The sequence below is a fragment of the Streptomyces sp. 1222.5 genome (assembly GCF_900105245.1).
In the GTDB taxonomy this organism is placed as follows: domain Bacteria; phylum Actinomycetota; class Actinomycetes; order Streptomycetales; family Streptomycetaceae; genus Streptomyces; species Streptomyces albidocamelliae.
Genome location: NZ_FNSZ01000001.1, coordinates 7,304,382 through 7,328,642 on the forward strand (window position 1 = coordinate 7,304,382; position 24,261 = coordinate 7,328,642).

General features: G+C 72.0%; 28 protein-coding genes and 1 riboswitch. Of the genes, 11 read left to right on the top strand and 17 right to left on the bottom strand.

Annotated features, from left to right (window positions below; all coding sequences use genetic code 11):
- The first annotated feature begins 25 nt into the window (after nucleotides 1-25).
- The gene (locus tag BLW57_RS33100; protein WP_371127871.1) at nucleotides 26-364 is read left to right on the top strand and encodes a fic family toxin-antitoxin system, toxin component; all 339 of its coding nucleotides are present in this window, start codon (nucleotides 26-28) and stop codon (nucleotides 362-364) included.
- Here BLW57_RS33100 and BLW57_RS33105 read toward each other — a convergent pair whose 3' ends face one another.
- The 4 genes from BLW57_RS33105 to bioB form a co-directional block, all read right to left on the bottom strand.
- Nucleotides 365-1,057 (bottom strand): class I SAM-dependent methyltransferase, encoded by a 693-nt coding sequence (locus BLW57_RS33105; protein ID WP_093479400.1) that lies wholly within the window; start codon nucleotides 1,055-1,057, stop codon nucleotides 365-367. It abuts the gene before it with no gap.
- Between the two features lie 126 nt (nucleotides 1,058-1,183).
- Nucleotides 1,184-1,912, bottom strand: coding sequence for a dethiobiotin synthase (gene bioD, locus BLW57_RS33110; RefSeq protein WP_093479401.1), 729 nt, complete (start codon nucleotides 1,910-1,912; stop codon nucleotides 1,184-1,186).
- 1 nt (nucleotide 1,913) lies between these two features.
- The gene (locus tag BLW57_RS33115) at nucleotides 1,914-3,203 is read right to left on the bottom strand and encodes an adenosylmethionine--8-amino-7-oxononanoate transaminase (RefSeq protein WP_093479402.1); all 1,290 of its coding nucleotides are present in this window, start codon (nucleotides 3,201-3,203) and stop codon (nucleotides 1,914-1,916) included.
- Complete coding sequence (bioB, locus tag BLW57_RS33120) at nucleotides 3,196-4,425, bottom strand: biotin synthase BioB (protein WP_093479403.1); 1,230 nt, start codon at nucleotides 4,423-4,425, stop codon at nucleotides 3,196-3,198. Before bioB ends, BLW57_RS33115 begins: the two co-directional genes overlap by 8 nt.
- A gap of 148 nt (nucleotides 4,426-4,573) precedes the next feature.
- Between bioB and BLW57_RS33125 the strand changes: the two genes are divergently transcribed.
- Nucleotides 4,574-5,701, top strand: coding sequence for an 8-amino-7-oxononanoate synthase (locus tag BLW57_RS33125; protein ID WP_093479404.1), 1,128 nt, complete (start codon nucleotides 4,574-4,576; stop codon nucleotides 5,699-5,701).
- A gap of 67 nt (nucleotides 5,702-5,768) precedes the next feature.
- Here the strand turns inward: BLW57_RS33125 and BLW57_RS33130 are convergent, their stop codons facing one another.
- Together BLW57_RS33130 and BLW57_RS33135 are read right to left on the bottom strand one after the other, a co-directional pair.
- Complete coding sequence (locus BLW57_RS33130) at nucleotides 5,769-5,993, bottom strand: DUF397 domain-containing protein (RefSeq protein WP_093479405.1); 225 nt, start codon at nucleotides 5,991-5,993, stop codon at nucleotides 5,769-5,771.
- 9 nt (nucleotides 5,994-6,002) lie between these two features.
- Nucleotides 6,003-6,863, bottom strand: a complete 861-nt coding sequence (locus tag BLW57_RS33135; RefSeq protein ID WP_093479406.1) for a helix-turn-helix domain-containing protein — start codon at nucleotides 6,861-6,863, stop codon at nucleotides 6,003-6,005.
- A 212-nt stretch (nucleotides 6,864-7,075) separates the two neighbouring features.
- Here BLW57_RS33135 and BLW57_RS33140 point away from each other — a divergent pair, with 212 nt between their 5' ends.
- Nucleotides 7,076-7,534, top strand: coding sequence for an ATP-binding protein (locus tag BLW57_RS33140; protein ID WP_093479407.1), 459 nt, complete (start codon nucleotides 7,076-7,078; stop codon nucleotides 7,532-7,534).
- A gap of 212 nt (nucleotides 7,535-7,746) precedes the next feature.
- Here BLW57_RS33140 and BLW57_RS33145 read toward each other — a convergent pair whose 3' ends face one another.
- The 3 genes from BLW57_RS33145 to BLW57_RS33155 form a co-directional block, all read right to left on the bottom strand.
- Nucleotides 7,747-8,229 (bottom strand): C40 family peptidase, encoded by a 483-nt coding sequence (locus BLW57_RS33145; protein WP_073895036.1) that lies wholly within the window; start codon nucleotides 8,227-8,229, stop codon nucleotides 7,747-7,749.
- Between the two features lie 3 nt (nucleotides 8,230-8,232).
- A riboswitch (cyclic di-AMP (ydaO/yuaA leader) is annotated at nucleotides 8,233-8,464 on the bottom strand.
- 339 nt (nucleotides 8,465-8,803) lie between these two features.
- Nucleotides 8,804-9,112 carry a hypothetical protein gene (locus BLW57_RS33150; RefSeq protein ID WP_093479408.1) on the bottom strand — a complete coding sequence of 103 codons (309 nt, stop codon included), beginning with the start codon at nucleotides 9,110-9,112 and terminating at the stop codon, nucleotides 8,804-8,806.
- Nucleotides 9,113-9,119: 7 nt separating this feature from the next.
- Nucleotides 9,120-9,755: an ATP-dependent Clp protease proteolytic subunit gene (locus BLW57_RS33155; RefSeq protein ID WP_093479409.1), complete on the bottom strand. Its 636-nt coding sequence runs from the start codon at nucleotides 9,753-9,755 to the stop codon at nucleotides 9,120-9,122.
- An 88-nt stretch (nucleotides 9,756-9,843) separates the two neighbouring features.
- On the opposite strand from BLW57_RS33155, the gene BLW57_RS33160 reads away from it, so the two are divergent.
- The 8 genes from BLW57_RS33160 to BLW57_RS33195 all read left to right on the top strand — a co-directional run bounded on the left by BLW57_RS33160 (nucleotide 9,844) and on the right by BLW57_RS33195 (nucleotide 16,742).
- The gene (locus BLW57_RS33160; RefSeq protein ID WP_093479410.1) at nucleotides 9,844-10,122 is read left to right on the top strand and encodes a type II toxin-antitoxin system Phd/YefM family antitoxin; all 279 of its coding nucleotides are present in this window, start codon (nucleotides 9,844-9,846) and stop codon (nucleotides 10,120-10,122) included.
- 223 nt (nucleotides 10,123-10,345) lie between these two features.
- Nucleotides 10,346-10,648 carry an urease subunit gamma gene (locus BLW57_RS33165; protein ID WP_093479411.1) on the top strand — a complete coding sequence of 101 codons (303 nt, stop codon included), beginning with the start codon at nucleotides 10,346-10,348 and terminating at the stop codon, nucleotides 10,646-10,648.
- 10 nt (nucleotides 10,649-10,658) lie between these two features.
- Complete coding sequence (locus BLW57_RS33170; RefSeq protein ID WP_093479412.1) at nucleotides 10,659-10,970, top strand: urease subunit beta; 312 nt, start codon at nucleotides 10,659-10,661, stop codon at nucleotides 10,968-10,970.
- Nucleotides 10,963-12,684, top strand: coding sequence for an urease subunit alpha (locus BLW57_RS33175; RefSeq protein WP_093479413.1), 1,722 nt, complete (start codon nucleotides 10,963-10,965; stop codon nucleotides 12,682-12,684). Before BLW57_RS33170 ends, BLW57_RS33175 begins: the two co-directional genes overlap by 8 nt.
- A gap of 11 nt (nucleotides 12,685-12,695) precedes the next feature.
- Complete coding sequence (locus BLW57_RS33180; protein WP_093479414.1) at nucleotides 12,696-13,370, top strand: urease accessory protein UreF; 675 nt, start codon at nucleotides 12,696-12,698, stop codon at nucleotides 13,368-13,370.
- A gap of 200 nt (nucleotides 13,371-13,570) precedes the next feature.
- Complete coding sequence (gene ureG / locus BLW57_RS33185; protein WP_093479415.1) at nucleotides 13,571-14,248, top strand: urease accessory protein UreG; 678 nt, start codon at nucleotides 13,571-13,573, stop codon at nucleotides 14,246-14,248.
- Complete coding sequence (locus BLW57_RS33190; RefSeq protein ID WP_093481007.1) at nucleotides 14,245-15,006, top strand: urease accessory protein UreD; 762 nt, start codon at nucleotides 14,245-14,247, stop codon at nucleotides 15,004-15,006. Before ureG ends, BLW57_RS33190 begins: the two co-directional genes overlap by 4 nt.
- 140 nt (nucleotides 15,007-15,146) lie before the next feature.
- Nucleotides 15,147-16,742, top strand: coding sequence for an alpha/beta hydrolase (locus BLW57_RS33195; RefSeq protein ID WP_176985808.1), 1,596 nt, complete (start codon nucleotides 15,147-15,149; stop codon nucleotides 16,740-16,742).
- Between the two features lie 63 nt (nucleotides 16,743-16,805).
- Here BLW57_RS33195 and BLW57_RS33200 read toward each other — a convergent pair whose 3' ends face one another.
- The 8 genes from BLW57_RS33200 to BLW57_RS33235 all read right to left on the bottom strand — a co-directional run bounded on the left by BLW57_RS33200 (nucleotide 16,806) and on the right by BLW57_RS33235 (nucleotide 24,184).
- Nucleotides 16,806-17,819 (bottom strand): NAD-dependent epimerase/dehydratase family protein, encoded by a 1,014-nt coding sequence (locus BLW57_RS33200; protein WP_093479416.1) that lies wholly within the window; start codon nucleotides 17,817-17,819, stop codon nucleotides 16,806-16,808.
- 74 nt (nucleotides 17,820-17,893) lie between these two features.
- On the bottom strand, nucleotides 17,894-18,619 hold the full coding sequence (locus tag BLW57_RS33205) for a lysophospholipid acyltransferase family protein (protein ID WP_093479417.1): 726 nt from the start codon (nucleotides 18,617-18,619) through the stop codon (nucleotides 17,894-17,896).
- Between the two features lie 519 nt (nucleotides 18,620-19,138).
- Nucleotides 19,139-20,356: an ornithine--oxo-acid transaminase gene (rocD, locus tag BLW57_RS33210; protein WP_093479418.1), complete on the bottom strand. Its 1,218-nt coding sequence runs from the start codon at nucleotides 20,354-20,356 to the stop codon at nucleotides 19,139-19,141.
- Nucleotides 20,356-21,165, bottom strand: a complete 810-nt coding sequence (ddaH, locus tag BLW57_RS33215) for a dimethylargininase (RefSeq protein ID WP_073895012.1) — start codon at nucleotides 21,163-21,165, stop codon at nucleotides 20,356-20,358. The genes rocD and ddaH overlap by 1 nt, the downstream gene beginning before the upstream one ends.
- A 152-nt stretch (nucleotides 21,166-21,317) precedes the next feature.
- Nucleotides 21,318-21,803: an Lrp/AsnC family transcriptional regulator gene (locus BLW57_RS33220; RefSeq protein WP_093479419.1), complete on the bottom strand. Its 486-nt coding sequence runs from the start codon at nucleotides 21,801-21,803 to the stop codon at nucleotides 21,318-21,320.
- Nucleotides 21,804-21,840: 37 nt separating this feature from the next.
- A complete protein-coding gene (locus BLW57_RS33225) occupies nucleotides 21,841-22,020 on the bottom strand; it encodes a hypothetical protein (RefSeq protein WP_176985809.1) in 180 nt (59 codons plus the stop codon).
- 83 nt (nucleotides 22,021-22,103) lie between these two features.
- Nucleotides 22,104-23,054 (bottom strand): cytochrome c oxidase assembly protein, encoded by a 951-nt coding sequence (locus BLW57_RS33230; RefSeq protein ID WP_093479421.1) that lies wholly within the window; start codon nucleotides 23,052-23,054, stop codon nucleotides 22,104-22,106.
- Nucleotides 23,055-23,158: 104 nt separating this feature from the next.
- The gene (locus BLW57_RS33235; protein WP_093479422.1) at nucleotides 23,159-24,184 is read right to left on the bottom strand and encodes a 6-phosphofructokinase; all 1,026 of its coding nucleotides are present in this window, start codon (nucleotides 24,182-24,184) and stop codon (nucleotides 23,159-23,161) included.
- Nucleotides 24,185-24,261 lie beyond the last annotated feature (77 nt).

Below are 24,261 nucleotides of genomic sequence, written 5' to 3' on the forward strand. Positions count from 1 at the left end.
CACTGTCGACCTCGCCTGGCTGCTCATGCTCGCCGAGCAGAAGACGCCCGGGGACCCGCAGGTCACCGACTGGGGCGCGCTGGTCGCCGCCGTCGCCCGGCACCGGGCCGAGATATTCGGCGTCCCGGTCTACGACAGCCCGCACGCCCGCGCCGCGTCCCTGCTCCAGCTGCTGATCCACGTGCCCGCGCTGGAACGCTCCAACGCGCTGTTCGCCTCGGCGGTCGCCTACGCCTACCTGGTCGCCGGCGGCGAGAAGCTCGCCACCACACCCGAGCAGGTCCGCGACCTCGCCCGGCTGGTCAAGGACGGCGCGGCGAGCGTCGAGGAGATCGCGCGGCAGCTGCGCGGCTGGAGCGTCTGATCAGCGGGCGGCCGGCTCGTCCGGCCGCCAGGCCACCCCCAGCGAGCAGTAGGAGGTCGGCAGCACGGGCCCCTTCTCCGGCAGCAGCACCCGCCGCTGCGGGCCGATGAGGAACCCGGCCTCGCGCAGGGCGGCCACCGGCTCCCGGGACAGATGGCAGCCCCCGTTCAGCACGGGCCACAGCGTGCGGTCCAGCGCCCGTTGCGTCAGCGTCATGGCCCGGCCGCCGCCACGCCCGTGCTCGAAGAAGCGCACCTCGCCGCCCGGCCGGAGCACCCGCCGCACCTCGCCCAGCGCCCGCGGCACATCCCGCACGCTGCACAGCACCAGCGACAGCACGACCGCGTCGAAGGCCTCGCTCTTGACCGGCAGCGCCTCGGCCGCGCCCGGCACCACGTCCACCGGCACCTGGGCGCGCAGCGCGGCCCCCAGCGCCAACTTCCTGAGCGACGGCTCCGGTTCGATCGCGACGACCTCCGCGACCGCACCCGGGTAGTGGCCGAAGTTCAGCCCGTTGCCCGCGCCGATCTCCAGCACCCGGCCGGACAGCCCGGCGAGGAGCCGCTCGCGCACCCCGGCCATGCCCAGCCGGGTCTCGGCACCCACGCTGAGCCGGGCGTAGTAACGGGCGAACAGCGGATGGTGGACGGGACCCCGCGCCACCTTGCCCGAGCCGGTGGACAGCAGTCGCATGGCAACCTCCCGAAGCACGACGGCCCTGCCAAGAGTGTCCCCCGCGGGACGCCCGGGCACCCCCGCCGAACGGATTCGGCGGCGAAAGACGGCCGAACGGGTGCGCGGGCGGTACGGGCGCCCGGCTCAGGCGAACGCCGGAGGTGCCTCACGTACCTTGAATGCCTCCGCGTCCCAGGTGCCGTCCAGACGGGGTGCGAGCCAGGCCGGGGCCGCCGTGCGGAACTCGGCCGGCGGCAGCGCGCCGGCGCGGGCGGGCAGGGCGCCGAGCAGCGGGGCCCCGGCCACCACGGGCAGGTCGGCCACGTTGCAGCGGGTGGCCAGGTCAGGGGAGTCGGGCCAGCTGCCGATGACCACGCCGACGAACTCCAGCTCACGACGCCGAAGTTCACGGGCCGTCAGCTCGGTGGTGTTCAGCGTGCCCAGCCCGGCCGCGGCGACGACCAGCACCGGTGCGTTCAGCAGCCGGGCCACGTCGGCCAGGGTGCCGCCCGCCGCGTCGAACCGGACGAGCAGCCCGCCCGCCCCCTCCACCAGCACCAGATCGTGGTCGGTGGCCAGCTTGGCGGCCCGGTCGGCCACCTCGTGCGGATGCACCGGCGCCATTCCCGCCCGGCGGGCCGCCGTGCCCGGTGCCAACGGCTCCGGGTAGCGGGCGATCTCATCGGCCGTCACCGGACCCGCGAGCCACACGACCTCGTCGGCGTCCCCGCGCTCGTCCGGCGTCACGCCCGTCTGCGCGGCCTTCAGCACCGCCACCGAGCGGCCGGCCGTGAGCGCCGCGGCGGCGACGGCCGCGGTGGTGACGGTCTTGCCGACCTCCGTGCCCGTTCCCGTGATCACCAGTACCGGCATCTCATCCCTCCCGCGCCGCGGCGCACACCGCGCGCGTGATCCGTTCCAGGTCCGCGTCCGGGGTGACGTACGGCGGCATCGTGTAGATCAGGTCGCGGAAAGGCCGCAGCCACACGCCTTCCCGTACGGCCGCGGCGGTCGCCGCGGCCATGTCGATCTCGTGGTCGAGCTGCACGACCCCGATGGCGCCGAGCACGCGGACGTCCCGCACGCCTGGGAGTTCCGCGGCCGGTGCGAGCCCCTCGCGCAGGGCCGCCTCGATCCGCTTCACCTCCGTGCGCCAGTCCTGCCCGAGCAGCAGTCCGAGGGACGCGCAGGCCACCGCGGCCGCCAGCGGGTTGCCCATGAACGTCGGACCGTGCGCGAGCACCGGCACCTCGCCGCGCGAGATGCCGTCGGCGACCCGCGCGGTGCACAGCGTGGCCGCCATCGTCAGATAGCCGCCGGTCAGCGCCTTGCCCACGCACATCACGTCCGGGGTGACGGCCGCGTGGTCCGCGGCGAACAGCGCGCCCGTGCGGCCGAATCCGGTGGCGATCTCGTCGAACACCAGCAGCACGTCGTGCGCGTCGCACGCCTCCCGCAGCACCCGCAGGTAGTCGGGTGAGTGGAAGCGCATCCCGCCCGCGCCCTGCACCACCGGCTCCACGATGACCGCGGCCAGCTCGTCCGCGTGCCGCGCGATCAGCTCGCGCAGATGCTCCGCGTACGACTCCTCGTACTCCGCGGGCGGCGCGTCCGCGAAGACCTGGCGCGGGAGCACGCCGGTCCACAGCTCGTGCATCCCGCCCTCGGGGTCGCACACCGACATGGGGTTCCAGGTGTCGCCGTGGTAGCCCCCGCGCCAGGTCAGCAGCCGCCGCTTGCCCGGCCGGCCGAGCGAACGCCAGTACTGCAGGCACATCTTCACCGCGACCTCGACCGAAACCGAGCCCGAGTCGGCCAGGAACACATGCTCCAGGCCGTCCGGTGACATGTCGACAAGGAGCTTCGCGAGCCGTACGGCGGGCTCGTGGGTGAGCCCGCCGAACATCACATGGCTCATCCGGCCCAGCTGCTCGTGCGCGGCCTCGTTGAGCACGGGGTGGCTGTAGCCGTGGATGGCCGACCACCACGACGACATCCCGTCGACCAGCTCGCCCGAGCCGTCCGCGAGCCGCAGCCGGACCCCGCTCGCCGACTCCACGACGAGCGGTTCGGCACGGCCGGGCATCGGCCCGTAGGGATGCCAGACGTGCTTGCGGTCCAGTTCCAGCAGTTCCGGGACGCTCGGCCGGGACAGGTCAGGCATTGGGCGCGAGGTCCGTTCCGGCACCACGGCGACGCACGGCGACGAGATCGGGGCGCGCCTCCTGGGCGGCGGGCGTGGCCGTCACGGCGGCCGTACCGCACACCCCGCCGCCGGCGTGGGACCCGCAGCCGGCCTCGGCGTGCGAGCCGCAGCCGGCCTCCGCCTCGGACCCGCACCCGGCGCCCTCGTGCGACCCGCATCCGCCGCCGGCGGCCGTGGCCCGGTGCTCCGGGAGCGTGACCTCCCCGGCGCCCTCCACCTCGAACCCGGCGTCCGCGATCATCTCCAGGTCGGCCTTGCCGGCCTGGCCCTCGCTGGTCAGGTAGTCGCCGAGGAAGATGGAGTTGGCCAGGTTCAGCGCGAGCGGCTGCATCGTGCGCAGGTGGACCTCGCGGCCGCCCGCGATCCGGACCTCCACGTCCGGACAGACGAAGCGGACCATCGCGAGGATGCGCAGGCAGCGCTGCGGGGTGAGGTTCCACTCCTTGGCCAGCGGGGTGCCCTCGAACGGGATCAGGAAGTTCACCGGCACCGAGTCCGGGTCCAGCGCGCGCAGCGAGTAGACGACGTCGACCAGGTCCTCGTCGCTCTCGCCCATGCCCGCGATCAGACCGGAGCAGGCGGACAGACCGGCCGCGTGCGCCTTCTGCACCGTGTCCACCCGGTCGGCGTACGTGTGGGTGGTGGTGATGTCCCCGTAGGTGGACTCGGAGGTGTTCAGGTTGTGGTTGTAGGCGTCCGCACCGGCCTCGCGCAGCCGCTCGGCCTGGCCGTCGGAGAGCAGACCGAGGCAGGCGCACACCTCGACGTCCTCGTTCTGGTCCTTGATGGCCTTGATGGTGTCCGAGACCCGGTCCACGTCCCGGTCGGTCGGGCCGCGCCCGCTGGCCACCAGGCAGACGCGCTTGGCGCCGCCCGCCAGCCCGGCGGCGGCCGCCTGGGAGGCCTCGTCCGGCTTGAGCCAGGTGTACTTCAGGATCTCGGCCTTGGAGCCCAGCCGCTGGGAGCAGTAGGAGCAGTCCTCCGGGCACAGGCCGGACTTGAGGTTCACCAGATAGTTGAGTTTCACCCGTCGCCCGAACCAGTGCCGGCGCACCTTGCCGGCCGCGGCCACCACATCGAGCAGGTCGTCGTCGGAGGTGGCCAGCACGGCGAGTGCTTCCTCGCGGGTCGGCAGCTCGCGCCGCAGCCCCTTGTCCACCAGCGTGTTCAGCAGGTCCATGAGGTCCGATCCTGGCCTACGGGACCGCCCCTGGCCAAGGAGACTTCGCACAAGCCCGACAGTTCTCCGTGTGGGTATCGCCACACAGTGGGCGGCCGGGCGGCCCGCTAGGGTCTGTGCGCTACCTACAAAAGCACCGGAGGGGTTCATGGCGTTCGGGTGGATCGACGAGCAGGCGGAGGCGCGCCGCCGCGCCGGACTCGTACGAACCCTGCGGCCGCGCCCCGCCGACTCGCCGCTGCTGGACCTGGCGAGCAACGACTACCTGGGCCTGGCGCACCACCCCGAGGTGACCGAGGGCGCGGCGCGGGCCGCCCGTACCTGGGGCGGGGGAGCCACCGGTTCACGTCTGGTCACCGGCACCACCGAGCTGCACTCCGAGCTGGAGCGCGAACTGGCCGCCTACTGCGGATTCGAGGCGGCCCTGGTCTTCTCCTCCGGCTACGCGGCCAACCTGGCCGCGGTCACCGCGCTGGGCCCGCACGGCTCGCTGATCGTCTCCGACGCGGGCAACCACGCCTCGCTCATCGACGGCTGCCGGCTCGCCCGGGGGGCGACGCAGGTCGTCGGGCACGGCGATCCCGAGGCCGTGCGCAAGGCCCTGGCCACGCACGAGGGGACGGCGATCGTCGTCTCCGACACCGTGTTCTCGGTCGACGGGGACCAGGCGCCGCTGGCCGGGCTGGCCGCGGCGTGCCGGGAGCACGGCGCGGGCCTGGTGGTGGACGACGCCCACGGTCTCGGCGTGCTGGGCGACGGCGGACGGGGCGCGCCGTACGCGACCGGTCTGGCCGGTGCCGAGGACGTGGTCGTGACGGCCACCCTGTCCAAGTCGCTGGGCAGCCAGGGCGGGGTGGTGCTCGGCCCGGCCCGGGTGATCGGCCATCTGGTCAACGCGGCCCGGACGTTCATCTTCGACACCGGTCTGGCGCCGGCGGCCGTGGGTGCCGCGCTGGCCGCGCTGCGGCTGCTCGTCCGGGAACCGGAGCGCGCGGCGCGGGCCCGGGAGGTGGCTTCGGAACTGCACGCACGGCTGACCGCCGCGGGCCTGGAAGCGGTACGTCCGGACGCCGCGGTGGTCTCCGTGCGGGCACCGTCCCCGGAGCAGGCGGTGCGCTGGGCGGCCGACTGCCGTACAGCGGGTCTGGCCGTGGGCTGTTTCCGTCCTCCCTCCGTGCCCGACGGCATCTCACGGCTGAGGCTGACCGCCCGGGCGGACCTGTCCGGGGCCGAGATCGAACGCGCTGTACGGGTGATCGGCGAGACGCGACCATGAGTCGGCGTGACACGGCCGGGCGTCGCCGCCAGGGGATGTGATCAGAGGCGGGCGGGGTGTCGGTGGATCACGGGAGCGTGGTCACGAACTCCGCCCAGCTCTCGGGGGAGAAGAGCAGTGCGGGTCCGGCAGGGTCCTTCGAGTCGCGCACGGCGAGCAGCCCGGCCCAGGGGCCGGTGTCCGGCCGGGCCGTCTCCACGCAGTTGTTGGCTCCCGTGCTGTGGCTGCTGCGCAGCCAGCTCACGTCGTGCAGGTCGGTACTGGCAGGGACGTTCCGAGGCAGAGCGGTCATGGTGCCTCCTTACGCGCCGTCACCTATCCCGGCGATGTAGTCCAACGAGTCCTCGGGTGAAAGGGCTTGGTTCTGAAGGGACTTGAAGGCCTGCGAGTAGGCCATCAGGTCTTCTTTCCGTTCGAGGTAGAGGCTACTCGTCAACTGGTCGACAACAACCACATCCAGATCAGAAGTGCTCGGAAATGAGAAGATAACGAAAGGCCCGGTGAGGCCGACATGCGCTCCGGCGCCGAACGGCAGTACCTGGAGCCGTACTTGGGGCAGCCGGGCGGCCTCCTCCAGCCGCTCCAGCTGCCGGGTCATCACCCCGGGACCGCCGACCTCGCGGCGCAGCACCGCCTCGTCGAGCACCGCGCTGAGCTCCAGCGGCGGGTGCGAACGCAGCACGTCCTGCCTGGCCAGACGTACTTCCACCAGCGCGTCCAGGTGCTCCTCGTCCAGGTCGTTCACGGCCGCCCGGGTCACCGCGGTGGCGTACTCGGCGGTCTGCAGCAGCCCCGGCACGACCGTCGTCTCCAGGGTGCGCATGACGCTCGCCTGCGACTCCAGACTGATGAAATCCCGGTACGTCGGCGGCAGCACCCCGCGATAGGCGTGCCACCACCGGTTGCTACCACCGGCGTCCTCCGACCCCGCCAGCATCAGCAGCAACTCGCGCAGATGTCCGCCCCGCACCCCGTAGGCGTCCAGGAGTAACCGCAGATCGGCCGGTTTCACACCGCTCGCGCCGGTCTCGATGCGGCTCACCTTCGACTGGTGCCAGCCGACCAGCTGCGCCGCCTCCCCGCTCGTGAGCCCAGCACCGGTACGCAGCGTGCGCAGTTCGGCGCCCAGTTTGCGGCGGCGCACCGCGGGACCGTTCTGCATGGGCTCCTCCTTACTCCTTATGGACCGCCCGGATACGGCTGCGCGTCGCAGAGTTCACCGCTTCGGGCGACAGATATATGCATATCTTGGTGGATCGCTCCCCGTGACCGGCCCGGTGATGGCAGTCTGGCGACGAGCACCAGTCCGGGACCGTACTCGAACCATCCGCTCCATGTCGGACTGCGGTCCCGCGGGAAAGGGACGACGTCGCCATGGCAGACCATCTGGAAGCATCCGTCACTCTGCCGAGCGATCCCGCCTCGGTCTCCGCGGCCCGCGCCTACGTGGTGGGGACGCTCGCGGAGTGGGGCCTGCCGTCGGACACCGACGTGGCCGACACCGTCCGGCTCATCGTCTCCGAACTCGCCACCAACGCCGTACAGCACACCTTCGGACAGTCACCCACCTTCACGGTCGACATCGCGCTGGACCGTGACGAACACCTGCGCATCGGCGTCACGGACAGTCATCCCCGCTTCCCCAAGAGACTGCCCGCCGCCGTCCAGCAGGACAACGGGCGCGGCATGGTCATCATCCGCTGTCTCACCGCCGAGTGCGGCGGCAAGCTCCGCGTCCGCCCGACCCGTGAGGGGGGCAAGACGGTGTTCATCGAACTTCCGTGGGCGCTGCCGGTCGAGCCGGTGGCGGCCGGAGGCCAGCAGGAACCGTAGCCCGGCACGCGCGCCCGGACGCCGTGACGCCCCGCCCGCGGCCTCCTCGGAGGTCGCGGCCGGGGCTGGACACCGGTGTCCGGGACGCCGCTGTTCGCGCTGATCCTCAGTGTGCCGGCCCCGGGCGCCATGGCTCCAGGCGGGCGCCGAGGCGGCGCTGACGGTCCTCGGAGCGGCCCCGCCGCCGGAGCCGCTCCTGCCGTGACGTCGGGTCAGCTCACCCGGCCGTACCACACGCTCTTCGTCCAGATCTTCTGGAGCCGCACCACGTCACCGGTCCTGGGCGCGTGCCAGATCTTGCCGTGACCGGCGTAGATGCCGACGTGGTAGACGCTGGAACCGGAGTGGAAGAACACCAGGTCGCCCGCCTTGCGGCTCCTGGCCGAGATGTGGTGCGACTTGTTGTACTGCTGGGCGGCGGTGCGTGGCAGCTTCTTGCCCGCCTTCTTGAACGAGTAGAGCGTCAGCCCCGAGCAGTCGAAGCGCCGCGGCCCGGTGGCCCCGTACTGGTACGGAGCACCCTTCTTGGAGGCCGCGATCTTCAGTGCCTTCGTCGCGGTGGCCGCGGTGGTCGCGGCCGAGGCGTCGGTGGCGAGGCCGGGCACCGCGATGGAGCCGCCGACGGCGGCGAGTGTCAGAGCCGAGGCCGTGCCGGCCCGGGCCATCAGCGACGGGACACGATTGAGCGCAGACATGCGCAACCCTTCGTCAGCCGCCTGTGAAGGATGACCTGTCGGATTCGGGCTGGCGAAGTTGCCCGGCCGCGTTGCCGCGGCTTCACCCCAAGGGCTGCTCGGAACATCCGGTCGTCCGCATCGAGCGGACGAACATCCGTTCCGGCGACCCGTCTAGCTTGGGTCCTCCACTCCTGCCGATCCACTCCTGTCGACCGGTCATCCGCGCGGCGGCAGGACTCGGCGTCCGCCCGGATCGCCCCGCCGCCGTGGCGGGGTCTTGTCGTCAGACAGGGATCTTCACTCACAGGTGTCCGAAAATCCCAATGGAATCGGGGATTTGTGGCGTTACTCACCACTCACCCGTTCGGGTGGACACTGCTCTGTTCGAGACATCGTCAAGTCCCGTTCGTAGCCCCCGACCTGGGGCGGAGCACTCGCCGGGACACCACGGACCGGTCCCGCGCGCAAGCCGGGAGGGTCAGAAAATCATCTGGATATACCTCGGTCGGCCGACAGTCGTTCGGACCGTTTCAACTCCGGCCCGAACGACGCGTCGACGCTCCGGCCCCCGCGGGCCCCACGCGCGTCCGGATCAGCCGACGCCGTCGGGCGGGAGTACGACGCGCGCGGTGCGGCGCTCGCCGTCCAGCACCCGCAGGGCCCGTGCCAGCGTGTCCCCGTGCAGCTCCGTCTCGCCCCGCGCGTGCATCAGCGCGAGCGCGTCACGCAGCTCCGCCGCCTTGCGCACCAGGGCCTGCGCCGCCCGCAGACCGGGATAGGTGTCGCCGTCGCGCGCGGGGTTGATCCGCCCCAGCAGGTCGGCCGCCTCCAGGTAACGGTCGATCAACTCGCCCTCCGCGCGGGTCAGCGCGGGCAGCGGTGGCAGTTCCTGAGGCGGCATCGGGCGCTCACCTCGCGTCCGGTGCGCCGGGCATCTCGCGGCGGCTGGGCACGACGCCGTCCACCAGGCCGTAGGCCAGGGCCCCGGAGGCGTCCAGGACCAGGTCCCGCTCCAGGTCCCGGTGAACCTGCTCCGCCGTGCGCCCCGTGTGCGCCGCGAGGATCGTCTCCGTCAGGGCGCGGGTCCGGGCCAACTCCCCGGCCTGGATCGCGAGGTCGCTGGGCTGCCCCCGCACCGGCTCCGGCAGGGCGGGCTGTTCGAGCACCATGCGGGCGCTCGGCAGCGTGAACCGCTGGCCGTGGGTGCCGGCCGCGAGCAGCACCGCGGCGACGGAGACGGCCTGCCCCAGGCAGTACGTCGCGATGTCGCAGCCGACGTACCGCATCGTGTCGTAGATCGCCGTCATCGCCCCGAAGGAACCGCCCGGGGAGTTGATGTAGAGCGTGATGTCCCGGTCGGGGGCGGCGTGTTCGAGGTACATGAACTGCGCCGTCACGTCGTTCGCGGCGGCGTCGTCGACCGGTGTGCCGAGGAAGACGACCCGGTCCTCGAAGAGCTTGCCGTACGGATCCAGGGTGCGCGCGCCGCTGCCGGTGCGCTCGGTGAACTCGGGCAGGACGTGACGGGCGGACGGTCGGGACATGGGCATACCCCTCCTCATGCCGTGGCCCTCTCTTGGACCCGGCGTCTGTACAGAATGTACAGTACGTACGTGACGTTATGATGGGGGTATGGCCTACGAGATTCCGGTGACGCAAGCCAGGGCTGAGCTCGCCGACCTGATCAACCGGGTGGTGTACGGCGGCGAGCGCGTCGTGGTGACCCGGCACGGCAAGCCCCTCGTCGCGCTGGTCTCGGCCGCCGATCTGGACCGGCTGGACGCGCTCGACGAGCAGGGCGAGGACGGGGTCGTCAGTACGGTGTCGGGGGTCCGCGAGGCCGGTTCCGTCGCCCGCGAACAGCAGCACTTCGGCATCGCGGCCGAGCACCGCCGGCCCGGCGCGCCCTAGCCCACGGGTATGGGTGAGCCCATCGCCCGGTCATACGGGGCCCAAGGTCTGGTTAACGTCGCTGAAACTCCGGCGAACTAGCCTTCCGCTCCACGCCACCAGGGGTTTTTCTGCCGCGTTTCGGCATCCACGGGCAATTTGTCTGTGTGTTACACCTATCCCGCCGTGGTGGCTGCGGCAGCCGGACCCCGCACGGTCCGGAGCAAGGACTGTGAGGTGGGACGTGCAACTGACCCCGCACGAACAAGAGAGGCTGCTGATCCACGTGGCGGCCGACGTGGCCGAGAAGCGCAGGGCCCGCGGACTCAGGCTCAACCACCCGGAGGCGGTCGCCCTCATCACGTCGCACATCCTGGAGGGCGCCCGGGACGGCCGTACCGTGGCCGAACTGATGTCCTCCGGCCGCAAACTCCTCACCCGGGACGACGTCATGGACGGTGTTCCCGAGATGATCCACGACGTCCAGGTGGAGGCCACCTTCCCGGACGGCACCAAGCTCGTCACCGTCCACGAGCCGATCATCTGAGGGGGCCGCGATGATTCCTGGAGAGATCCTCTTCGCCGAGGAACCCGTCAACTTCAACGACGGCCGTGAGGTCGTCCGTCTGAGGGTTCTCAACGCCGCCGACCGGCCTGTCCAGGTCGGCTCCCACTACCACTTCGCCGAGGCCAACCCCGGCCTGGAGTTCGACCGGGCGGCCGCGCGCGGCAGGCGGCTGAACATCGCCGCCGGCACCGCCGTGCGCTTCGAACCCGGCATCCCCGTCGACATCGAACTCGTCGCCCTCGTCGGCGCCCGGATCGTGCCCGGCCTGCGCGGGGAGACCGGAGGTGCCCTCGATGCCTGAGATCTCCCGCGGCGCCTACGCCGACCTGTTCGGGCCGACCACCGGCGACCGGATCCGGCTCGCCGACACCGACCTGCTGATCGAGATCGAGGAGGACCGCTGCGGCGGCCCCGGCCGGTCGGGTGACGAGGCCGTCTTCGGCGGCGGCAAGGTCATCCGCGAGTCCATGGGCCAGTCCCGCGCCACCCGGGCCGAGGGCACCCCCGACACCGTGATCACCGGTGCCGTCGTGATCGACCACTGGGGCATCGTCAAGGCCGACGTCGGCATCCGCGACGGGCGGATCACCGGCATCGGCAAGGCCGGCAACCCCGACACCATGGACGGCGTCCACCGCGATCTGGTCATCGGCCCCGAGACCGAGATCATCGCGGGCAACGGCCGCATCCTGACCGCCGGTGCCATCGACGCCCACGTCCACTTCATCTGCCCACAGGTCGCCGACGAGGCCCTGGCCTCCGGCATCACCACCCTGGTGGGCGGCGGCACCGGCCCCGCCGAGGGCTCCAAGGCGACCACCGTGACGCCCGGCCCCTGGCACCTGGCCCGGATGCTGGAGGCGATGGAGGCGTACCCCGTCAACGTCGGCCTCCTCGGCAAGGGCAACACCGTCAGCCACGAGGCGATGCTCTCCCAGATCAGCGGCGGCGCCGTCGGTCTCAAGCTGCACGAGGACTGGGGCTCCACCCCGGCCGTCATCGACGCCGCGCTCACCGTGGCCGACCGGACCGGCATCCAGGTCGCCATCCACACGGACACCCTGAACGAGGCGGGTTTCGTCGGCGACACCCTAGCCGCGATCGCGGGCCGGGGGATCCACTCGTACCACACCGAGGGTGCGGGCGGCGGGCACGCGCCGGACATCATGACCGTGGTCTCCCGGCCGAACGTACTGCCCAGCTCCACCAATCCGACCCGGCCGTTCACCGTCAACACCGCCGAGGAACACCTCGACATGCTGATGGTGTGCCACCACCTCAATCCCGCGGTGCCGGAGGACCTGGCGTTCGCGGAGTCCCGGATCCGGCCGTCGACGATCGGCGCGGAGGACATCCTCCACGACCTCGGCGCGATCTCGATCATCTCCTCCGACTCCCAGGCCATGGGGCGCGTCGGCGAGGTGATCCTGCGCACCTGGCAGACGGCCCACGTGATGAAGGGCCGCCGGGGAGCGCTGCCCGGCGACGGCCGCGCGGACAACCACCGGGTACGTCGCTATGTCGCCAAGTACACGATCAACCCGGCGCTCGCCCAGGGACTCGCCGCCGAGATCGGCTCGGTCGAGACCGGCAAGCTCGCCGACCTGGTGCTGTGGGAGCCCGCGTTCTTCGGCGTCAAACCGCTTCTCGTCATCAAGGGCGGGCAGATCGCCTACGCGCAGATGGGCGACGCCAACGCCTCCATCCCCACCCCGCAGCCGATCCTGCCCCGCCCGATGTACGGGGCGATCGGGCGGGCCCCGGCCGCCAACTCCGTCAACTTCGTCGCCTCCCCGGCGATCGAGGACGGGCTGCCGGAGCGGCTGCGGCTCGGCAAGCGGTTCGTGGCGATCGAGTCGACGCGCCGGGTCACCAAGGCCGACATGCGGGAGAACGACGCCCTGCCGGACGTCCGGATCGACCCCGACAGTTTCGCCGTGCACATCGACGGCGAACTGGTCGAGGCCACCCCGGCGGCCGAACTGCCCATGGCCCAGCGCTACTTCCTCTTCTGAGGGGCGGTGTGATGTCGAGAGCGGCACTGCTCGTCCTGGCCGACGGCCGCTTCCCGGCCGGAGGGCACGCGCACTCCGGCGGGGCGGAGGCGGCCGTCAAGGCCGGCCGGATCACCTCCGCGGCGAGCCTGGAGGCCTTCTGCCGGGGCCGGGCCCACACCGCGGGGCTGGTCGCGGGAGCACTCGCCGCGGCCGCGGTACTCGGCGCGGACATGGGGGAGTTGGACGCGGCGGCGGACGCGCGGACCCCGTCGCCCGCCCTCCGGGCGGCCGCGCGGCGGCTCGGCCGGCAGCTGCTGCGGGCGGCGCGGGCGAGCTGGCCGTCCGGCGAACTCGACGCGCTCGCCGGACGGTTCCCCAAGGGGGCGCACCAGCCCGTCGTACTCGGGCTCGCCGCCCGGGCGGCCGGACTCGGACCCGAGGACGCCGCGTACTGCGCGCTGTACGAGAGCGTGAGCGGGCCCGCCACGGCCACGGTACGGCTCCTCAGCCTCGACCCGTTCGACGCGACCGGCGTCCTGGCCCGGCTGGCACCGGAGCTGGACCGGATCGCGGACACGGCGGTGGAGGCGGCGCGCCGCGTGGCCGACGAGGGCGTCGACGCCCTCCCCGCCGCGTCCGCACCGCTGCTGGAGGTCGGCGCGGAGTGGCACGCGACCTGGCCCATGAGGCTGTTCGCGTCCTGAGCCGCCCCACACCTCGCGGATCCCCTTCGAAGGGGCCTCGCCCCTCGTATGAACCCGGACGGGCCCGGACCGGCTCACCCCCCCACGACCTCGACGGGCCCGCACCACCCCACCCCCCGACCCCGACCTGCCCGCACCGACCCGGCCGCCCCCCCCCGGGCGGGCCGGCGAATACGTTGGCCACCCCACAGGAGCCGTTCATGCATCTCGACCACGACCACCATGGCCCCGCAGCGCTCAGCGCGGACGCCCGTCGGCCCGACGGGACCCGGCGTGCGCTGCGCATCGGGCTCGGCGGGCCCGTCGGGTCGGGCAAGACCGCGACCGTCGCCGCGCTCTGCCGTGCGCTGCGCGAGGAACTGTCCCTCGCCGTCGTCACCAACGACATCTACACGCGCGAGGACGCCGAGTTCCTGCTCCGCGAGGCCGTCCTGCCGCCCGAGCGGATCACCGCCGTGGAGACGGGCGCCTGCCCGCACACCGCGATCCGGGACGACATCTCCGCCAACCTCGAAGCCGTCGAGGACCTGGAGGACGCGGTCGGCCCGCTGGACCTGATCCTTGTCGAGTCCGGCGGGGACAACCTCACCGCCACCTTCTCCAAGGGCCTCGTGGACTTCCAGATCTTCGTGATCGACGTGGCCGGCGGGGACGACATCCCGCGCAAGGGCGGCCCCGGCGTCACCACCGCCGACCTGCTCGTCGTCAACAAGACCGACCTCGCCCCGCACGTCGGCTCGGACCTCGCCCGGATGGCCGCGGACGCCAAGGCGCAGCGGGCCGGACTCCCGGTCGTCCTCCAGTCGCTGCGCGGCGAGGGCGGGGTCACGGACGTGGCCGCGTGGGTGCGGGAGCGGCTCGCGGCGTGGACGGCATGACGGCCACGGGGGTCCGCGCAACCGCACGGATCGTCGCCCGCGCGGACGGACGCGGCGGTACGGCGCTGCCCGTGCTGGACGGCGAGGGCCCGCTGGCGCTGCGCCGCACCAGGGCGAGCGGGACCGAGGCGAAGGTGATGGTGGTCGGCGCGATGAGCGGCCCGCTCGGCGGCGACCGCCTCGCCCTGGCCGTGCGGGCGGAACGGGGCGCCCGGCTGCACGTCGGATCCGCGGCCGCCACCCTCGCGCTGCCCGGCCAGACCAAGGACACGGCCCACTACGACGTCCGGCTCGACGTGGCCGAGGGCGGGGAACTGCACTGGTTGCCGGAACAGTTGATCTCGGCCGGCGGCAGCGACCTGTACGTCACCACGCGGGCCGAACTCGACGGCGGGGCACGGCTCGTGCTGCGTGAGGAGCAGGTGCTCGGCCGGGTCGGCGAGCAACCCGGGCGGCTCACCAGCCGGTTGACCGTACGGGTCGCCGGCCGGACCGTCCTGGACCAGGAGCTGGCCTGCGGTCCCGGAGCGCCGGGCGGGTGGGACGGCCCCGGTGTGCTCGCCGGTCACCGGGCGGTCGGTCAACTCGTCGTCGTCCGGCCTGAGTTCACCGATCATCCGATGGCCGCCCGGATGCTGGGGGAGTGCGCCGCGCTGATGCCGCTCGCCGGCCCCGCCGTCCTGGTGAGCGCGGTGGCCTCCGACGCCCTGCGGCTGCGGCGGCTGCTGGACGAGGCACTGGTGCTCCTGGGCCGGTGAAACACCCGCCCGCTCAGCGGGACGTGATCGTCCGGTTATCGGATTGGTAAAGATGGGTGTCAACCCCTGTTCTCAGACGGCTCACAGCAGAAAGGATCCCCGCCTGACGCACTTACAGCGAAGCTCGGGGAGGGGCCCACTTGAGGCAGAACAGACCGAAGAGCCGCCTGCTGGCACTCGGTTCGGCCGGAGCACTCGTCACCGCCACCCTGATCGCCGGGGCGGTCAGCGCGCCCGTCGCGAGCGCCACCGGGCGTCCCGCGCAGGACCGCGAGGCCAAGGGCGCGGAAATAGCCGCCGCCAGGGCGGCCAAGGCCGGCATCCACTGGCAGGACTGCCAGGCCGACTGGGGGCTGGAGAAGCCCATCCAGTGCGGCTGGGTCAGCGTGCCGCTGGACTACGCCCACCCCTACGGCAAGCAGATCAAGCTCGCCGTGGACCGCATCGGCAACACCGGCACCAAGAAGGAGCGCCAGGGCGCGCTCATCTACAACCCGGGCGGTCCCGGCGGGTCCGGCCTGCGCTTCCCGCGCCGGGTCACCACCCAGAACGCCGTCTGGGCGAACACCGCCAAGGCCTACGACTTCGTCGGGTTCGACCCGCGCGGCGTCGGCCACTCCGCGCCCATCTCCTGCATCGACCCGCAGGAGTTCGTCAAGGCGCCCAAGGCCGACCCGGTGCCCGGCAGCGAGGCCGACAAGAAGGCCCAGCGCAAGCTGGCCCGCGAGTACGCCGAGGGCTGCGGCAAGCGCAGCGGCGCGATGCTTCCGCACATGACGACGCCGAACACCGCCCGCGACCTGGACGTCATCCGCGCCGCGCTGGGCGAGAGGAAGCTCAACTACCTGGGCGTCTCCTACGGCACGTACCTCGGCGCCGTCTACGGCACCCTCTTCCCGGGCCACCTGCGCCGCATGGTCGTGGACAGCGTGGTCAACCCGGCCCGCGAGAACATCTGGTACGAGGCCAACCTCAACCAGGACATCGCGTTCGAGGGCCGTTGGAAGGACTGGGAGGACTGGGTCGCCGCGAACGACGCCGCCTTCCACCTCGGCACCACCCGCGCCGCCGTCCAGGACAAGTGGCTCCAGCTGCGCGCCGCCGCCAAGAAGAGCCCCATCGGCGGGGTCGTCGGCCCGGCCGAGCTGATCTCCTTCTTCCAGAGCGCGCCGTACTACGACTCCTCGTGGGTGCCGATCGCCACGGTCCTGAGCAAGTACAGCGCCGGTGACACCCAGGCGGTGGTCGACGCGGCCGCCCCGGACCTGTCGGACACCGCGGGCAACATCGCCTCGGAGAACAGCAACGCCGTCTACACGGCCGTCGAGTGCGCCGACGCCAAGTGGCCCACCAGCTGGCGCAAGTGGGACCGGGACAACACCCGGCTCAACAAGGACTACCCGTTCATGACCTGGGCGAACGCCTGGATGAACCTGCCCTGCGCCACCTGGCCGGCAAAGCAGCAGAACCCGCTCGAGGTCAAGACCCACAAGGGCCTGCCGAAGGTCCTGATCGTGCAGTCCACCCGGGACGCGGCCACCCCGTACGAGGGCGCCGTCGAACTGCACAAGCGTTTCAAGGGCTCCCGTCTCATCACCGAGAAGAACGCGGGCTCCCACGGTGTGACCAGCCTGGTCAACCCGTGCATCAACCAGCGCGTCGACGCCTACCTGCTCTCCGGCAAGCTGGACGGCAAGGACGTGACCTGCGCCCCGCACGCCACGCCCAAGCCGTAACCCCCGCGGTACGGTGACGAGGGGCGGCCGGTCTCCCGGCCGCCCCTCACTCCTGTCCGGGGCTCACGCGCCGAGCCAGGCGTCCTCCGCCGCGTAGTCGAACAGGTCGCCGTAGGCCTGCGCCATCTTCGGGTACGCCGTACGCCAGTCCGTTCCGGCGAGCCGGTCCGCGATCCACGCCACGGTCTCCGGCAGGGAGTCGGCGTACCCGACCACCGGGCGGTAGCCCAGTTCACGCTCCGCCGCCGACATGTCGACGACGACCGGATGCGGCACCGACCACGGGGTCTCTCCCACCCGCGGAGCCGGGGGAGGACCGTCGACGGACACCGTCTCCGTGCGCACCCCCATCACCGCGTCGATCGCCGCGGCGATCCCGGCGACCGTGGGCGCCTCCGCGTCGCAGGCGTTCAGCACCCGGGACCCGGGCCGCGCCGCGGCCAGCCGGATCAGCTCGGCGAGGTTGCGCACGCTCGCCGGATGGAAGCGGCTCGCCCCGCCGTACGCGAGCACGCGACGTCCCCGCCCGTCCAGGTTCCGTTTGACGAAGTACAGCTCGCGGGGGCTGCGGCAGTACGGCCCGTGCACCGCGCCGGCCCGCAGCAGGGTGGCCGGCAACCGGTCGCCCGCCGCGAGGAGTTCCCGCTCCAGCGCCACCTTGCGCGTGCTGTACGTGGCCTCGCCGGGAGCCACCGTCCGCTGGGTCTCCGGCAGGGGCACCGGGTACTCCGGGAAGCCGTCGGGCCGCTCCTGGGTGTCGAAGCCACGGCCCCTGCCGTCCTCGTACACCGACACGCTGGAGATGACCACGGCCGACCCGATCCGGTCGGCGAGGGCGGTCAACTGCCGGGCGTGCGCGGCCCCGAAGGCGACCATGTCGACCAGCACGTCGCAGCCGTCGCCGACCACCTCGGCCAGCGCGTCCCCGTCCTCCCGGTCCAGCCGCACGGTCCGTACCCCCTCCGGCCAGGCCGCGTCCCGGCCGCCGCTCCGCGAGGCGGCCGTCACCGCCCAGCCGTCCCGCGCCAGCGCGTTCACCGCCGGACGCCCGATCTGCCCCGCCGCTCCGATCACCACAGCACGTCTCATGCCGCGACCGTACGGCCGGGCGGACACGGCACGCCACGGTCCTCTGCCGACGGCAGAAGCCGTCAGCCGAGCGGCGCCCGGGGGAACCGCCGCTCCCGCACGCCCTTCTCCGCCGCCTGCCGCTCCTTGACGACGGCCGCGTACTCGTCGACGTACTCCTGCTCGGACAGCGTCAGGATGGCGTACATGAGTTCGTCGGTGATGGCCCGCAGCACCGCCTTCTCGTTCTCCATGCCGGCGTACCGGGAGAAGTCGAGTGCCTTGCCGAAGCGGATGGTGACGGGGTGCATCCTCGGGATCACCTTGCCGGGCGGCTGCGCCTCGAAGGTGCCGATCATCGCGCAGGGCACCACCGGCACGCCCGCCCGCAGCGCCATCACCGCGACACCGACCTTGCCCTTGTAGAGGCGGCCGTCGTGCGAGCGGGTGCCCTCCGGGTAGATGCCGAGCAGTTCCCCCCTGCCGAGCACGCCGAGGCCCTCGCGGATCGCGGCCTGCCCCGCCTCCTTGCCGGAGCGGTCCACCGGGATCTGGCCGGCGCTGCGGAAGAAGAACGCGGTGAGCCTGCCCTTCACCCCCGGCCCGGTGAAGTACTCCGCCTTGGCCAGGAAGGTGATGCGTCGCTTCAGGATCGCCGGCATCAGGAAGTGGTCGGAGAACGACAGATGATTGCCCGCGACGATCGCGGGACCCTCCGCGGGCACGTTCTCCAAGCCCTCGATCCGGGGCCGGAAGACGAGTCTGAGCAAGGGGCCCAACAGCACGTACTTGAGCAGGTAGTAGAACACGTCTCGCCCCTCACTCTGCCGGATGCGGCTCGACACCGGTGGATGAGCGCCCATGATCCCCGAGCGGGCCCGGACAGCGCTCCCCGTCATCTGTAACCGTCCGGAATCCACCTCATGCTGCCCCCGGGCTCCGGGTTCCCGGAACCGCGCGAGGACCGGCCGTACGGTGTGTCCGGACCACCGGCGCGCACGGCGACTGTCCGGGCGCCCTGGACGCGGGGCCCGCGGCTGCGACCTCGCTCCCGGAAGCCCGTGACGTCACGGTGCCGCAGTGTTCGCCGTCCTCCCTCACCGCGACCGCACCGGACGGGGCCCCGCGTCCCGCCCTCCCCGGCCGGAACTCGATCCCCGTGGATGCACAGGCCCGCCGCGGCCCCCGGCAGTCCCCCCCGTGCGGAGGAGCGTCCGCGGCCCGTAGGGGATGCCCCCCGATCAAGGAGCTGAAGCGGCTGCCCGGCACGTGCCGGGCACACGGGCGGGGGCCGGCGCCCACGGCACCGGCCCCCGCTCGCGGATCCGTCAGACCAGCACCTTCTCCAGTGCCGCCAGCGCGGAGCGCAGTTCCTCCGCCGTGATGGTCAGCGGGGGCGCCAGCCGGATCGTGGAGCCGTGGGTGTCCTTGACCAGGACGCCCTCCCGCATCAGCCGCTCACTGATCTCACGGCCGGTGCCGATCGCCGGGTCGACGTCGACGCCCGCCCACAGCCCGCGCGAGCGGAAGCCGAGCACGCCCCGGCCGACCAGCTCGGTCAGCCCGTCCCGAAGGACCACGCCCAGCTCGGCGGCCCGGCGCTGGAACTCCCCGGTCTCCAGCAGCCCCACCACGGCCGTGCCGACCGCCGCGGCGAGCGGGTTGCCGCCGAACGTGGAGCCGTGCTCGCCCGGGTGCAGCACACCCAGCACCTCGCGCCGGGCCACCACCGCCGACACCGGCACGATGCCGCCGCCCAGCGCCTTGCCGAGCAGCAGCACGTCCGGCACCACGTCCTCGTGCTCGACGGCGAGGGTACGGCCCGTACGGCCGAGGCCCGACTGGATCTCGTCCGCGATGAACAGGCAGCCCTTGCGCCGGGTCAGTTCGCGCACGCCGGCCAGATAGCCCTCGTCCGGGATGACGACACCGGCCTCGCCCTGGATGGGCTCGATCAGCACCGCCGCCGTCGTCTCGTCGACGGCCTCCTCCAGCGCCGCCAGGTCGTTGTACGGCACGATCCGGAAGCCCGGCGTGAACGGGCCGAAGCCCGCGCGGGCCGTCTCGTCCGTGGAGAAACTGACGATGGTCGTCGTCCGGCCGTGGAAGTTCTCCGCAGCGACCACGATCGTCGCCCGGTCGGCCGGGACGCCCTTCACGTCGTACGCCCACTTGCGGGCCACCTTGATGCCGCTCTCCACGGCCTCCGCGCCGGTGTTCATGGGCAGCACCATGTCCAGACCGGTCAGCTCCCCGAGCCGCTCCGCGAACTCCGCGAGCCGGTCGTTGTGGAAGGCGCGGGAGGTGAGCGTCAGCTGGTCCAGCTGCCGGTGCGCGGCCTCGACCAGGGCGGGGTGCCGATGGCCGAAGTTGAGCGCCGAGTATCCGGCGAGCATGTCGAGGTAGCGCTTGCCCTCGACGTCCTCCACCCAGGTGCCCTCGGCCCGGGCCACCACCACGGGCAGCGGGTGGTAGTTGTGCGCGAGGACGGGCTCCTCCGCACGGATCAGCTCGGCGGACGTGCGCGTGCGCGCGGGTGCGGTCATCAGCGGATCTCCTGGGTGCAGCACTTGATGCCGCCGCCGGCCTTGTGGAACTCCGACAGGTCGACGGGGACGGGGACGTAGCCGTGGCCGGCCAGGCGCTCGGCGAGGGCCTCGGCGTGGGGCGCGATGAAGACGTTGCGGCCGTCGGACACGGAGTTCAGGCCGAACGCCATCGCGTCCTCCCGGGTGGCGAGCACCGCGTCCGGGTACAGCCGCCGCAGCACCTCCCGGCTGCCCGCCGAGAACGCCTCCGGGTAGTAGCAGATGTTGTCGTCGTCCAGCACGAACAGCGCCGTGTCGAGGTGGTAGAAGTACGGGTCCACCAGGGTCAGGCCGATCACCGGGTGGCCGAGGAACTCCTGCGCCTCCCGGTGCGCCTCGCGGGTGGTGCGGAACCCGGTGCCGGCCAGCACGTACCGGCCCGTCCACACCAGGTCGCCCTCGCCCTCCGACACCGACTCGGGGCGGTACACGTCGTAGCCCGCCGCCTTGAACCAGGTGTCGTAGTGGACCGACTCCGGGCGCCGCTCCGGCGCGTGGAAGAGGGAGCCGAAGACCCGGCCGCCGACCACGAACGCGGCGTTCGCGGCGAAGACCATGTCCGGCAGGCCGGCGACCGGCTCGACGGACTCGACGGTGTGACCGTGGGCGCGGTACGTGCGGATCAGCGCCTGCCACTGGTCACGGGCGAGGTCCACGTCGACGGGCCGGTCGGGATGCATCCAGGGATTGATCGCGTACTGCACCGCGAAATGTGCGGGTTCGCAGACGAGGAAGCGCCGGTGGCGCGGCACACGATGTTCGGACACAGAGGGTTTCCTCCGCTTTCCAGTGTGTCACTGAGGGATGACACCACGGTAGGAAGCGCAGATCACCGCGACAAGCCCGAAAGGCTGCGCGCCCGCGCAGCATCGCTGCGTTGTGAGCAGGGCGGACGCACGACCGCTGCGCATGATCGCGGTCATTCCGGCGCCGCGTGGGTGGCGCCCGCTTCCGGGCTTTCCGGGAGAAGGTGGGACAACACCATCACGCTGATCGTCTTGCGGATGAACGGCTCGGTGCGGATCCGCTCCAGCACCTCCTCGAAGTGCTCCACGTCCCGCGCCCGCACGTGCAGCAGCGCGTCGGCGCCGCCGGTCACCGTCATGGCGGCGGTGATCTCCGGATGGTTGCGGACCACCTCCGCCAGGCGCCGCGGCGGGGCCGCGCCCTCGCAGTAGACCTCGACGTACGCCTCCGTGCGCCAGCCGAGCGCCGAGGGCTGCACCGTCGCCGTGAACCCGGTGATCACCCCGGTCTCCCGCAGCCGGTCCACCCGCCGCTTGACCGCCGTCGCGGACAGCCCCACGTCCGCCCCGATCTCGGCGAAGCTGGTGCGGGCGTTCGCCATCAGCGCGGTGGTGATCTTGCGGTCGAGGTCGTCGAACGTGAGCGTCCTGCTGTTCATGCGGGCACTGTAGGTCAGCCCTGCCGCCGGGGCCCCCTCAGGACTGGGTGACGACCATGGCGAGTGTCAGCAGCCCCAGGACGACCCAGCCGAACCACAGCCAGCCGTTGCTGCCGAGAGCGACCGTGTAGGCGGTCACGACGACGAGACCGCCGACCGTGAGGGCCCCCATCGCCTTGGTGGAGCCGTTCGTGGAGCCGTTCGTGGAACCGGGCATCGCGACACCCTCCTCGTGGTCCGTCCCCACCATGGTGCCCCGGTTCCCGCCCGTACGGGATGCCCGGACGGGAAGCGTTCCGCCTAGCCCTCGCGTGCGTTCAGCGAAGCCAGGTAGGCGTTGTACGCCTCCAGCTCCTTGTCGCCGTCCCGGTCCGCGGCCCGGTCCTTGCGCTTGGCCTGCCGCTGCTCGGAGCCGTACCACTGGAACAGCAGCGCGATCAGCACCAGCACGGACGGGATCTCGCTGAAGGCCCACGCGATGCCGCCGGCCGCGTTCTGGTCGGCGAGAGCGTCGATGCCGAGGGAGGCGGGCGGGTTCTGGAACGTCTCCACCATCGGCGTCGACGCCATCATCAGCGCGATGCCGAAGAACGCGTGGAACGGCATGCCCGCGAACAGCTCCAGCATCCGCATCAGGTACCCCGGCCGGTGCGGGCCCGGGTCCACCCCGATGATCGGCCAGAAGAACACGACACCGACCGCGAGGAAGTGCACCATCATCGCGACGTGCCCGGTCCGGGAACCCATCAGGAAGTCGAAGAGCGGGCTGAAGTACAGCGCGTACAGGCTCGCGATGAACAGCGGGATCGTGAAGGCGGGGTGGGTGATGACCCGCATGTACCGGCTGTGCAGCAACGCCAGCAGCAGCTCGCGCGGGCCCTTCCTGCCCCTGCCGGCGGTCGGCAGCGCCCGCAGCGCCAGCGTGACCGGGGCGCCGAGGAGGATCAGGATCGGCGACAGCATGCTGATCACCATGTGCTGCACCATGTGCACGCTGAACATGACCATGCCGTAGTCGTTCAGCCTGGTGCACATCACCAGCGCGATGGTGAGTACACCGACGACGTACGACACCGTACGGCTGACGGGCCACGCGTCCCCGCGCCGCCGCAGCCGTACGACCCCCCAGCCGTACAGAGCCAGGCCGGCCAGACAGGCGAGGAGGAAGAAGGGGTCCGCCGACCACTCAAGCCCTCGCGCCAGCGTGAACGGCGGCAGATCCATCATCATGCCGTGCCCGCTGTGATCCATCCGCCGGCTCCTGATTCGTGGGGGTTGTACGCGTCTGTCCGCCCACAAGAGTAGAACCGCCCCCGGTCACGACCGTGACCGGGGGCGGGTTGTCCACGGCTGGACTACAGCACGCACTCCGCCTCGTCGTAGCGCTCGACGGGCACCGTCTTCAGGGACTCGACCGCTTCCGCCAGCGACACCATCACGATGTCCGTTCCGCGCAGAGCCGTCATCCGGCCGAACTCCCCGCGGTGGACCGCCTCCACGGCGTGCCAGCCGAACCGCGTGGCGAGCACCCGGTCGTACGCCGTCGGCGTGCCGCCGCGCTGCACGTGCCCGAGGATCACCGGCCGCGCCTCCTTGCCCAGGCGGTGCTCCAGCTCGACCGACAGCTGCCGCGCGATCCCCGCGAAGCGCTCGTGGCCGTAGATGTCCTTGCCGCCCTCGTCGAACTCCATGGAGCCCGGCCGAGGCTTGGCGCCCTCGGCGGCGACCACGATGGCGAACCGCTTGCCCGCCTCGAACCGCTCACCGACCTTCTTCGTCAACTCGTCGATGTCGAAGGGCCGTTCCGGTACGACGATGGCGTGGGCGCCGGCCGCCATGCCGGAGTGCAGCGCGATCCAGCCGGTGTGGCGGCCCATGACCTCCACGATCAGCACGCGCTGATGGGACTCGGCGGTCGTCTTCAGCCGGTCGAGGGCCTCCGTCGCCACGGTCACCGCGGTGTCGAACCCGAAGGTGACGTCGGTGACGGCGATGTCGTTGTCGATCGTCTTCGGCACGCCCACGATGGGCAGGCCGTTGTCCGACAGCAGGCGGGCCGCCTTCAGCGTGCCCTCGCCGCCGATCGGGATGATCGCGTCGAGACCGAGCTCCCTGACATGGCCGCGGGCCCGCTCCACGCCGTCCCGCAGGTGCTCGGGACGGACCCGGGAGGAGCCGAGGATGGTGCCGCCGCGCGCCAGGATGCCGCCCACGGCGTCGAGGTCGAGCTTGAGGTAGTCGCACTCCAGGAGGCCCTTCCAGCCGTCCCGGAAACCGATGACCTCGTCGCCGTGGTCGGCGACGGCACGGTGCACGACGGACCGGATGACGGCATTCAGGCCGGGGCAGTCGCCGCCGGACGTGAGGACACCAATGCGCATAGCCCGATTACCTTCTCAACGTGGGCCGGGAGACCGGACCACGTTGTCCGGCGGATTCCCGGCCACCCTACCGGCGG